This is a genomic window from Methylobacterium thuringiense, assembly GCF_022179645.1.
In the GTDB taxonomy this organism is placed as follows: Bacteria; Pseudomonadota; Alphaproteobacteria; order Rhizobiales; family Beijerinckiaceae; genus Methylobacterium; species Methylobacterium thuringiense.
Window position 1 is genome coordinate 193,150 of sequence record NZ_BPRA01000006.1, and the last position, 11,387, is coordinate 204,536.

The window sequence follows — 11,387 nt, forward strand, 5'->3', positions numbered from 1 at the left end:
GGACCCGCCTATGCGGGCCCGCCCGTGCGCAGGCGGCTCGCCTGCGCACGCAGACCTTCCAGTGAGGCGGCGAGCCGAAACAGCCGGTCGCCGCCTCCGGCCTCGATCAGTCCGTGCGCAAGCCGGCGCCGCTCGCCCCAGAAGGTCTCGATCAGCGGAAAATTCGGAGGCGCACACGAATCGGCCGTCTCGATCCGGTTGTCGGCGAGCAGCGATCGGGTGACCCGCTCGACGAGTTGCGCGCCGGGAGAGTTCTTGGCCTCGGCCTCATCGTAGGAAATCTTGAGGAACCACAACGTCGATGCCGTCTCCAGCGCCAGGGACGACGCGAGGCTGCGGCCGTCCCGGCGCAGGCGATCGATGCGCACGCATCCCCGCTCGCCGTACGACGCGATCAATCCGTTCAGGAAGCCGACTTCCGCCGGCCGCCGTCCGACCGCCGTGCCGGCCCGCCCTTTCCAGCCCGCCGTTTCGAGCGTGACGTAGTCGGCGAGCGCCTCCGTAAGCGCCCGTGGATCACGGACGATCTCGTGTTCGACCACGCCGCCTGCCGACATCCGCCGGAAGAACCGGGCAAGTTGGGCCGCCTTGCGGGGGGAGACATTCACATCGAGATAATTCTTACGCGCTGATGCCTCGTTGCCAGAGACGTCGAGGAAGCCCCGCTCGTGGCTCCAGAAATCGGTCCGACGCTGCCTGGTCTCGCTTAGCGTCCGATCGAGCAGAGCGGCGAACGGACCGTCGAGCGGCAGGTAGGGCATCAGGAGACGGCGCGGCAAGCCGAGGGCCCTCGGCGCATCGAGCAACCCCTTCAGGCCACGTTCGGCCTCGTCGCGGGCGAGGAGGGGAGCCCCGAAGATCGAGAACCCGTGCGTCCAGCCCATCAGAGCCGGCAACGGAACGCCCCAGCGGTGGACGATGCGACAGGGCCAGAGCGCGAGGAGGCGTGCTCCGGGCTCGTCCGGCGGCCGGTCGCTGACGGTCACGATGCGGATACCCGCCCCGAAGGCGCGGGCTGCCGACATGGCGAAGTCCGCCTCGAAGAACAGGTTCTCGACGAGGGCAGCATGGCCGAGATCTCGCCAGGCTCCGAGCATGGGCACGGCTTGGTCGAGCGGACGGATCGAGACGATGACGCCGTCGGGCGTTCTGCCTGTGCGGGATTGGCCTGACGCGGTCCGCATCAGGGCGCACGCCGTACCCGGCGCGCGATGCCTTCGGCGAGGCCGATGATGTTGAAGTGCCAGACCGCTCCGACTGCGAAGAGGGCGATCACCATGACCTTGAGCGCGAGCAGGGCCGGGCTCTTGGTGCCGAACATCAGATCGATGCCCGAATTCGCAGCAGAGGCTACGAGGGCGCAGGCCGTGATCAGCAGAATGTCGAGGATCGGCACCGGCATTCGGATCCGGCCGTTGGCTCCGAAGATGTAGACGAGGCAGGCCAGCGCCTGACCGGTCGCGAGTGCGATCGCCGCACCCCTGACCCCGTGAAGCGGGATCAGCGCCAGCGACAAGCCGCCCGTGGCGACGAGGAGGATCGTCGAGGCGATGGCGTCGAGCGTGCTCGATCCCGTGAAGTAGATCACCTGCCCGAAGTAGTAGGCCCTGAACATCATGCAGACGCTCGCCGCGATCAGGAACGGGGCCACGGTCATCGCGGAATCGCGGTAGGCCGGCCCGAGCAGGATCGAAACGATCGTCTCGTCGAAGGTCAGGAAGAACACGGCGCCGAAGGCTCCGATCAGCGTCAGGGCGCGGGCGGCATCGCGCAGCACTGGAACTGCCGACTCCATGCCTCCGTCGCGTGCATCGCGCTTGGCGATCGAGATCATGGACAGTGCGATGCTCTCGCCGAACACGACGAAGCTCTGGCGCAGAAAGTCGCCGATCGCCCCGTAGGCCCCAAGGTCCTCCGTGCCGACCGTTTTGCCGATGATCAGCCGGTCGATGGTCTGGGCCAGGGCAGCGATGCCGAATGAGAGCACCAGCGGCCAGCCATAGGCCAGGAGCCGTCGCGCTTCCGTGACGCTGCCCTTGCCGTGCCGGACCAGCGGCCAGACCGATAGCCCGGCCGGGATCGCGGCCAATGCGTTGGCGAGCCCGACTGCGAGAACCAAGTCGCGGGCATCGCCCTCGTAGGAAAGAGCGAGGCTGCCGAGCCCGAGCACCAGTGCGCCCCGCGAGACGACGGACACGGCGACCGTCTCGGCGGCGAGCCGGGTCCGCGCGATCTCGAGAGTGCCCTCGAAGATGGTGGTTCCGGCCGTCGCAGCGATCACCGCTGCCGCGAAGCGGGCCTCCACGAAGCCGAGGCCGGCGGCTGCTGCCGTGGCGAGCGTGGTCAGCGCGAGCAGGCCCACGAGAATCCGCACCAGGGTGCCGATCTGTTCCGGCGCACGCGCATCGTCGTAGAGCGCGAAGAACGCGAATTTCGGCCATTGGCAGGTCGCGCCGTAGAGCACGATCGCCCAGGATAGGATGAACAGGTAGGTGCCGAAGGTGTCGACGGGTGCAAGCCGCGTGAAGACGGCGAGCGAGGCCATGTTGAGGGCCGCGGCCACGGCGCGGGACCCGACATAGGTGAGGGTATGGCGCGCGATCATCCCGGTCCCCGGCGCATGCCTGACCGACCCGGGACTGACCCCGTGCGTCGAAGCGCCTTCGGCTTGGGTAGCATAAGATATGTTACGGTCCCGCTTCCGCACGGCCGCCCGCGATCGCGACGTGGATCGCGTTGCGATCGTGTCATGTCGAAACATCCGCTGCCGCTTCGTGTCATTCAGGCATGTGCAGTGCACTCGTCATGCCGCAAGGCCACGCTTCGCCATCCTGTGGCGCGCTACTCGCGAGTTCGATGCATGGCGAGCGTTGACTTTGCGCTGCGGTATGCGCATATCGCGGTTGCAGCGTCAGCGACCGAAACAGGGTTCGCTTGAGAGGGCTGCGTGACGGTCCATGTCCGCGCATCGCGTCGGACGCGTTCCGGCCCCTCTCTTCATAACGTGCATGCACCCTGACTGCCCCATCACGCGGGCTGTCCCCGAGACACCGGACCCACACAGATCTCGCGCCCGAGAACGGCTGTCGAGAAGCGGTCCCGCTGCCCGAAAGACACCACTTGACCCAGTTTACCGATTTCGGCCTCGCCCAGCCCGTGCTGAAGGCGCTGGAGGAGGCCGGCTACACCACGCCGACCCCGATCCAGGCCCAGGCGATCGCCCCCGCCATGGAAGGCCGCGACATCTGCGGCATCGCCCAGACCGGCACCGGCAAGACCGCAGCCTTCGCGCTGCCGATCCTGCACCGCCTCTCCCTGAAGCGCACCCGCGCCCCGCGCCGCGGCTGCCGCGTGCTGGTGCTGTCGCCGACGCGTGAGCTCGCCAGCCAGATCGCCGAGAGCTTTGCGGATTACGGCAAGCATCTTCCGCTGACGAGCACCGTAGTGTTCGGCGGCGTGACCATCAGCCGGCAGGAGCGGGCGCTCGCCAACGGCGTCGACATCCTCGTCGCCACGCCGGGCCGCCTGATCGATCTGATCGAGCGCCGCTCGCTGACCCTCGAAGGCGTCGAGATTCTCGTCCTCGACGAGGCCGACCAGATGCTCGACCTCGGCTTCATCCACGCCCTCAAGCGCATCGTGAAGATGCTGCCGAAGGAGCGGCAGAGCCTGTTCTTCTCGGCCACCATGCCGAAGAACATCGCCGGCTTGGCCGACCAGTACCTGCGCGATCCGATCCAGGTCGCCGTGACCCCGGTGGCCACCACCGCCGAGCGCGTCGACCAGCAGGTGATCTTCGTCCATACCGGCGCCAAGCAGGCGCTGCTGAACCACATCCTGCGCGATCCGGACTACGAGCGTGTGCTCGTCTTCACCCGTACCAAGCACGGCGCCGACCGCGTCGTGAAGGGGCTCGAGAAGGCCGGCGTCAACGCCTCCGCGATCCACGGCAACAAGTCGCAGCCGCAACGTGAGCGGGCGCTCGCCGCCTTCAAGGACGGCTCCTGCCGGGTGCTCGTGGCCACCGACATCGCCGCCCGCGGCATCGACGTCGAGTCCGTAAGTCACGTCGTGAATTACGATCTGCCGAACGTACCGGAGAGCTACGTCCACCGCATCGGCCGCACGGCGCGTGCCGGCAAGACCGGTCTCGCCGTCTCGTTCTGCAATGACGAGGAGAGGGCTTACCTGCGCGACATCGAGCGGATCACCCGCCAGAAGGTGCCGGTCGGCGCCTTCCCCGAGGGCTTCTCCGCTCCGTCACGCCAAGAAGCGGCCGAGACCGCCGCCGACGAGGCACGGCGTCCGCCGCGCCAGCCGCAGGGCCGTCCCGGCCAGCGCCAGGGCCGTCCCGGCGGCGGGGCCCCGGGAGCGGGCCGCAACAACGGCCGTCCGGCCCGTCGCGACGGTGCTGCCGTCGTCAATCGTGCCACGACCCAGGATGGCCGCCCGGGCGACCGCCAGGACCAGCGTCCCGCACGCCCTGCCGTTCGCCAGGGTCAGCGCACGGACACCCGCAACGACGCCCGTCCGCAGCAGGGCCGCAATCCCCGCCCGGCGGGCGGTGGCGGTGGCGAAGGCCGCAACATCGGCTGGCTGGACCGCGCTCCGCGCTCCTGATCCGACCGACACGATTTGATAGGGGCCGTCGGCTCCGGGCGTTGTCGCCCGGAGCTGGCGGCCCCATCTTTTTGGCCAAGGCCATGGCGGCTTGGAGTGTCAGCGCATGCGGTTCGAATTGTATCGGGATGCCGGCGGCGAATGGCGTTGGCGGCTGCGTGTCCAGAACGGCAACGTCGTCGCGGATTCGGGCGAGGGCTATGTCCGCCGCGAGGATTGCGAGCACGCCATCGGCCTCGTGAAGGCCAGCGGCGAGGCTCCGACCGTCGACATGACGGCGCAGATCGCCTGAACCGCTTCGGGAGGCGCAGCGAACCGGCGCTTCCCGAACCGCCTCATCCTGCACTATACTGCGTCTTCGGCCGTCCCGCGTCAGATGGGATGCCCAGGAGGTCGCCCATGGATGAGACCCTCACGCGCGCCGCGCGCGCGGCGGAACCGTCGCCCGCGCTTTGGACGTCGCTCCCGCTCGAATTCATCCTGTCCGCCGTCGCGATCCTTCTGGCCGCGGGATTGAAGCTCGCGGGCGTGATGCCGTGATCCGCGGCAAGATCGCCTGACGGCGCCGACGAAGCGCCGCTTTGATCTCTCCGGCGGCAGCTTGTGAGAGTCGAATCGCGATTCATGCACGTCTTCCGCAAGACGGGGACTAAATCGCGACCGGTCCCGCTCGTCCTATGGATATGGACCTGAGCGAGAAACAGCGGTTTTTGTTGCTGGCATTGCGCCGCAACCCCATGACCTTCACGGGTCAGGAGCCACAGGACGAACACCTGGCGATGCTCCAGCTCTGGATGCAGGGCCTCGTCGACCGGGAGGACGATGAGCAGCCCGGCCCGATCAAGTGGCGCATCACCAAGCGCGGTTCGGCGGAGGCGTCGCAGCTTTTACGCTGAGACGCGTTTCGATGGTTCGAGCATCGAACCCGGTTTGGACTCGATCCGACCCGATGGAATCGGACCGGATTCTTCATGCTTCTGCCACGAATAGCTTTCCTTCGGCCGGCTGGCATCCACTCCGCCGGACAGCGTCCTAGGACAGCGAAATCAGGACGATCCCCCCGATCATCAGGGCGGCACCGCCCAGACGCGAGGCTCCGGCCTTCACCTGCTTCATGCCGAGCCAACCGAAATGGTCGAGCGCGATCGAGGTGAGCAGGTTGGCCGTGATCAGCAGACCGTTGAAGGCGCCCGCGCCGACCTTGTCGACGAAGAGCAGGCCGCCGAACACGGCGACCGCGCCGGTGATGCCGGCCAGCGGCATCCACCAGCGGATGCCGGCGATGTCCTGCTTCGTCGGCAGGGGCGTCGGCCGAATCAGGAAGACGAAGACGAACACGAAGACGACCGGCAGGAACGAGACGGTCGCCGCCAGCCACGGGTTCACCAGCGCACCGCGCAGCTGCGCGTTCCAGACCACGCCGATCGCCTGAAGAGCGCCCGCGACGACGATGAAGGGATAGAGCAGCCGTGGGTTGAGGCCGTGCCCCTCATCCTTCTCCGCGCCCTTGTCCGGGGTGACCCGCGCGATGAAGGCCACGCCGACGGCCATCAGCAGGCCGCCGATCCAGGGCATCGGCTTGAAGCCCCCGCCCTGCAGCCCGAACAGGCCGAAGCTGTCCATCGCCACCGAAGTCAGGATGTTGGCGGTCAGCGTCAGGCCGTTGAACGGCCCGGCCCCGACCTTGTCGATGAAGGCGAGCCCGCCGAACACCGCCACCGCGCCGGCCACGCCGCCGAAGGGCGCGTACCACGGCATCGCTGCGAGGGTGTCGAGGGTCGGCAGCGGCGTCGGCAGCGCGAGAAAGATCATCGTGAAGACGAACACGATCGGCAGGAACGACACCGAGGCGGCGAGCCACGGGTTGATCAGCCGCCCCCTTAGCTGCGCGTTCATGGAGTTGCCGAGCGCCTGGAGGCAGCCGGCGATGATGATGAAGGGATAGAGCAGCGAGGCGTTCACGGAGGTCTCTTGCGAAAGAAGGGCGCGGATCAGACGAGCAGGAGGCCGGCGAGCGCTAGCAGCAGGGCCGGCGGCATCACCAGGAGGCCGAGCTTGAGGAAGCGGAAGGCGCCGACATCCTCGCCCTCGCGCCGGATCGCCACGATCCAGAGGATGGTGGCGAGCGAGCCGGTGACCGAGAGGTTGGGGCCGAGGTCGACGCCGATCAGGATCGCGCCCGCGATCTTCTCGCTGACGTCGGCGGTCTGGACGGCGGCGCCCGCGAGCAGCCCGGCCGGCAGGTTGTTGACGAGGTTGCACAACACGGCGACCAGCACGCCGCCGCCCCAGGCCGTCGCCTCCGGCGCGCTCTGCGCATAGGCCTTGAGGGTGTCGGCGATCGTCTTGAGCACGCCGGTGGTTTCCAGCGCCTCGACGAGCACGAACAGCCCGGCCACCAGCGGCAGCACGCTCCACGACACGTCCTTCATCACATCGACGAGGCCGCCGCGCTTGATCGCGAGCACCAGTAGAGTCGCCGCGACACCGGAGATGAACGTCGGCAGGCCGAGATCGAGGCCGTAGGCCGAGGCGCCGAGCAGCACGAAGGCGGTGGCGACGATGCCGAAGCCCGCGACCTTTCCAGTCGCCGAGAGCGTGACCTTCTCGATGTCCGTGGCGACCTGCGTCTGCTTCAGCGCGGAATTCTGCGTCATGCGCAGCACCGCGTAGGTGGCGACGATGGCGAGCAGCGACGGCAACGCGAAGCGGGCGAGCCATTGCAGCAGCGGCGGCATGTGCGTGGCGTAGACGACGAGGTTCGCCGGGTTCGAGATCGGCAGCACGAAGCTCGCCGCGTTGGCGATGAAGGCGCAGATGAACAGGTAGGGCAGTGGGTTCTCGACCTTCGCGGCCTTGGTCGCGGCGTAGACCGCCGGGGTCAGCACCACCGCGCAGGCGTCGTTCGACAGGAACACCGTCACCAGCGTGCCGACGCCGTAGACCAGCAGGAACAGGCGGGTCGCCGAGCCCTTGGCGTGGCGCACGGCGATGCTCGCGAGCCAGTCGAACAGGCCCTCCTTCCGCGCGATCTCGGAGAGCAGCATCATGCCGATCAGGAAGAGGTAGACGTCTGCGCCCTTGAGGACGCCGTCGAGGGCGGAGTGCCACGACAACAGCCCGAGCACGACGAGCAGCACGGCTCCCGCCACCGCCCAGATCGCCTCGGGCCATCCCATCGGCCGGAGGATCACGCCGAGCGTCGCGAGCCCCGCGATCCCCCAGGTCGCGAGATGAGGTGTCAGCGTCAGCGCGCCCATTATTGCTGGTCTTTCGCGAGGATTCGGGTTCGGTCGGCGAAGGCGCGCGGCCTCACCACTTGCGGCCGTTCTTGTTCGGCCCGAGCTGGTCGCCGCGTACGCCCTTCTGCAGCCAGGGCCCGAGCGCGAAGGCGTCGCTGCCGGGTTTGCTCGGCATCGGGCAGGAGGGCAGCGGTGGATCGGGGAAGCCGATCACCGGCTCGATCACGTCGGTGTCGACGTAGTCGGGGCCGTGGCCCGGCCAGCGCCGGTCGACCGCCTCGACCTGGATGCTGCGGCCGTCCTCCGGCCAGGGCAGCCGAGCCTCGTAGCAGCGCGACTCCGTCAGCTCCATCAGGACCCAGGGGCCGGTATCGACCCGGCAACGGCAGTAGTCCGGGGGCTGATCGGACAGCACCAGGGCGCGAACCGTCACGCGGCCCTTGCCGTCGAGTTCCATGCCTGCGGCGACGCGGCCGAGGGGTTGCATGGCGACGCGCCGGTCGGCCGGGCTCGTGATCATGACGAAGGGCCAGGTCCGGTCGAGCGCCCGGAAGCGCCAGCTCGTCACCGGGCCGTCGATGGCGGCGACGGCGTAACCGGCTGACCCGTCCTCGTTCTGCCCGACCGAGCGCGCGGTCGCGTAAAGGGTGCGGCCGTCATGGGCGAGTTCGTTGTAATGGGTGTGCCCCATCTCGACGAGGCGGACGCGGGTGCTCCAGAACAGCCCCGCGATGTCCAGGCGGTCGTAGGGCTCGCGAAGGTCGTCGGGATAGCCGTGCATGAACACGGCGCAGGGCGTCTTCGACTCTGCGGCGGCCGCGAGTTCCGAGCTCAGCCATTGCGTCTGACCGGCGCCCAGACGGAAATCGAGCCCGATGCCCTTGCGGCCGAACCCGGCGCTGATCACGTCGAGGAACAGGCATTTCACGCCCGCATGCATCTCGCCGTAATAGTATTGGTGGACGGGCTGCTTGTCCTCGGGCTGTGGCAGCCGGTTTTCGATCGGCGCGTGGCCGCCGCCGCGTTTGCTTCCTGCAATCTCGATGAAGACCCTCTCGAAGTCTTCGATATCGCCGTGCTGCTTGTCGTGGTCGCCTGGGATCAAACGAATCGGCATCGAGGGATGCGCGCGGAGTGCATCTCTCAGAATGTCGTACTGCGCGGTGGTGCCATCCTCGGCGAGGTCCCCCGGCAGGTAGACGAAGTCGTAGACATGCCGGGGCAGTTGCCCGAGCTGGTCGAGGATCGCGCGCAGGTCGCGGGCGCTCGGCGCGTCGGCGCCGGTCAGATGCAGGTCGCCGACATGCAGGAGCACGAGCGTACCCTGCCCGCCGTCATTGCGGCGTGCGTGTTTCCTGGCCATGGCGACCGTCTCCGCTCGCTCAGGCGCCGACGGGAATTGCGACGGCCGAGGCCGGCGGCGTCTGCACGCCCGGCGGCTCGTAGCCGCGCGTCTCCGGCATCAGCGTGAGATAGACCACGAAGCCCGCCGCCGAGATCGCCGCCAGCACGAGGAAGGCCGTCGAGAAGCCGGCCCCGACGATGATGACCCCGGCAAGCGTCGCGCTGAACGAGGCCCCGACGCCCTGCGCCGTCGCCACCGCGCCCTGCGCCACGTTGAAGCGGCCGGTGCCGCGGGTCAGGTCCGCCACGACCAGCGGAAACAGCGCGCCGTAGATGCCGGCGCCGATGCCGTCGAGGCATTGCACCGCCACCAGCCAGAACGGATCGTCGGAGAAGGTGTAGAGCACGCCGCGGATCGCCAGGAAGCCGAAGGCGGTGAGGAAGATCGGCTTGCGGCCGATGATGTCGGCCTTGGCGCCGACGAAGACCGCGACCGGCACCATCACGAGCTGGGCTGCCACGATGCAGAGCGCGATCAGCGAGGTCGCGTGATCCTTCCCCGAGATCTTTGTCAGCAACTGTCCAACGGACGGGAGCATCGCCGCGTTGGCGAGGTGGAAGGCCGCGCACAGACCCGCAAACAGCATCAGGTGCTTGTTCTGCAATAAGGCGCCGATGCCGGATGGCTGGTCCGCGCCTTCGGCCACGGTCTTGGTGTGATCCATGCCGCGGGCGAGGTCGTCGTCGATCGCGTCGCCCGGGATCATCAGCGTCGCGGCGATCGAGACGAAGGCGAGGATCGCCATCAGCCAGAACACCACGATCGGCCCGAAGAAATAGGCGCTGCCGCCCGCGATCATCGCGGAGGCCGCGTTGCCGGCATGGTTGAAGCCCTCGTTGCGGCCGACCTGCCGGGCGAACATCTTCGGGCCGACCACACCGAGGGTGATCGCCGCGATCGCCGGCGGAAAAATCGCCCCGGCGATGCCGGCGACCGATTGTGTCGCCGCCACGACGTAGAAGTTCGAGACGAAGGGCAGGGCGAGGCAACTCAGCGTCACCGCCACCGCCGCGGCGATGACGACGCCGCGCTTGTTGTTGGTCCTGTCGATCAACGCCCCGGCCGGCGTCTGCGCGATCAGCCCGGCAATTCCGGCGATGGTCATGACGAGGCCGATGGTCGCCTCGTTCCAGCCCTGCTCGGGGCCGCGCACGGCGAGCAGGTAGATCGCGAGATACGGTCCGAGTCCGTCACGGACATCCGCGAGAAAGAAGTTCATGGCGTCGAGGCCGCGCAGCGAGCGTGCCGATGGCAGACGCGTCGGGGCTGCCGGCGCATCGGTCTGCTGCGTCATCGTCGGTCTCCGGAGCGGGAAGCTGCCGTCACGCCCGCAAAGGGCCCCGTCCGGCAAGGCCAAGAATGCACCGGGGGCCAATCGGTTCCGGGTTGAGGATTATACTTGGCTCGATTTCGTGGCTCTGTTGCACAACGGCCTCAAGTCACGGGAATGAATACAGAATCGCGCTCCTTTGGCATCGGCGCGCGGGAACGGCCGTCGGCCACGTCCGAGCCGGGCTACGGAGCCGAGGTCCACTGCGCGGAAAAGCGTGGCTTGACGGGAGTGCGGGCGGCTGTGAACGATCGCATGACGGCTTCGGCCGGTATGTCGGACGGACGGGGCGGCCGTCGCGAGGAGAACGAGATGGGGTTCTTTCAGGACGCGCTGGTCCGCATCAACCGGGCCGTCATGTCCTATGCGGGCGATGCCGTGTTCATGCAGGCGGCGGTGGCGGCGGCCGCAAACGTCATCGTCGCGGACGGCGACACCGACGAGGAGGAGATCGAATCCGCTCTCGTCAGCATGCGCGCCAACCCGATCCTCGAGAAATCCTACGACACGCTGACCCTCGAGAAGGAGCTGTTCGAGGCTCTGGCGCGGGCCGAGCTGCGGGCCGGGCGGCTCGAGAACATGACGCTCGTCGCCGCCATCGCCGACCGGCCGCTGGAACACCGCCAGCACGTCTTTCTCATCGCCGCCGACGTGGCGGACAAGGGCGGCGTGACCGAGACCGAGCACAAGGTGCTCGAGGCGCTGGCCGAAGCGCTCGCCGTCGACAAGGCGGCGCTGCTCGGCTGACCGAGCGTGCCGTTTCCGAAGGGGATCGCTTAGGTCCGGGGGA

The 11,387-nt window shown here is 68.2% G+C and carries 11 protein-coding genes; 5 read left to right on the top strand and 6 right to left on the bottom strand.

What is annotated here, in order from left to right:
* Positions 1-8: 8 nt before the first annotated feature.
* Positions 9-1,097: a GNAT family N-acetyltransferase gene (locus MFF07_RS07560; RefSeq protein WP_238231514.1), complete on the bottom strand. Its 1,089-nt coding sequence runs from the start codon at positions 1,095-1,097 to the stop codon at positions 9-11.
* Positions 1,098-1,183: 86 nt separating this feature from the next.
* Entirely contained in the window at positions 1,184-2,605 is a 1,422-nt protein-coding gene (locus MFF07_RS07565; RefSeq protein WP_238231398.1) for a lipopolysaccharide biosynthesis protein, read from the bottom strand.
* Positions 2,606-3,120: 515 nt separating this feature from the next.
* Between MFF07_RS07565 and MFF07_RS07570 the strand changes: the two genes are divergently transcribed.
* The 4 genes from MFF07_RS07570 to MFF07_RS07585 all read left to right on the top strand — a co-directional run bounded on the left by MFF07_RS07570 (position 3,121) and on the right by MFF07_RS07585 (position 5,516).
* Positions 3,121-4,620, top strand: coding sequence for a DEAD/DEAH box helicase (locus tag MFF07_RS07570; RefSeq protein WP_238231400.1), 1,500 nt, complete (start codon positions 3,121-3,123; stop codon positions 4,618-4,620).
* Positions 4,621-4,726: 106 nt separating this feature from the next.
* Positions 4,727-4,912, top strand: coding sequence for a YegP family protein (locus tag MFF07_RS07575; RefSeq protein WP_238231402.1), 186 nt, complete (start codon positions 4,727-4,729; stop codon positions 4,910-4,912).
* Between the two features lie 107 nt (positions 4,913-5,019).
* The gene (locus MFF07_RS07580; RefSeq protein ID WP_238231405.1) at positions 5,020-5,160 is read left to right on the top strand and encodes a hypothetical protein; all 141 of its coding nucleotides are present in this window, start codon (positions 5,020-5,022) and stop codon (positions 5,158-5,160) included.
* Positions 5,161-5,297: 137 nt separating this feature from the next.
* Positions 5,298-5,516: a hypothetical protein gene (locus MFF07_RS07585; protein ID WP_238231406.1), complete on the top strand. Its 219-nt coding sequence runs from the start codon at positions 5,298-5,300 to the stop codon at positions 5,514-5,516.
* A gap of 136 nt (positions 5,517-5,652) precedes the next feature.
* Here the strand turns inward: MFF07_RS07585 and MFF07_RS07590 are convergent, their stop codons facing one another.
* Genes MFF07_RS07590 through MFF07_RS07605 form a run of 4 tightly spaced genes read right to left on the bottom strand, consistent with a single transcriptional unit; the run spans position 5,653 to position 10,561 of the window.
* A complete protein-coding gene (locus MFF07_RS07590) occupies positions 5,653-6,582 on the bottom strand; it encodes a DMT family transporter (RefSeq protein WP_238231408.1) in 930 nt (309 codons plus the stop codon).
* Positions 6,583-6,611: 29 nt separating this feature from the next.
* Positions 6,612-7,880 (bottom strand): arsenic transporter, encoded by a 1,269-nt coding sequence (locus MFF07_RS07595; protein ID WP_238231410.1) that lies wholly within the window; start codon positions 7,878-7,880, stop codon positions 6,612-6,614.
* A 52-nt stretch (positions 7,881-7,932) separates the two neighbouring features.
* Positions 7,933-9,225, bottom strand: coding sequence for a metallophosphoesterase family protein (locus MFF07_RS07600; RefSeq protein ID WP_238231412.1), 1,293 nt, complete (start codon positions 9,223-9,225; stop codon positions 7,933-7,935).
* Between the two features lie 19 nt (positions 9,226-9,244).
* Positions 9,245-10,561 (bottom strand): MFS transporter, encoded by a 1,317-nt coding sequence (locus MFF07_RS07605; protein ID WP_238231414.1) that lies wholly within the window; start codon positions 10,559-10,561, stop codon positions 9,245-9,247.
* 348 nt (positions 10,562-10,909) lie between these two features.
* On the opposite strand from MFF07_RS07605, the gene MFF07_RS07610 reads away from it, so the two are divergent.
* Positions 10,910-11,344, top strand: coding sequence for a tellurite resistance TerB family protein (locus MFF07_RS07610; protein ID WP_147818336.1), 435 nt, complete (start codon positions 10,910-10,912; stop codon positions 11,342-11,344).
* Positions 11,345-11,387: the final 43 nt, after the last annotated feature.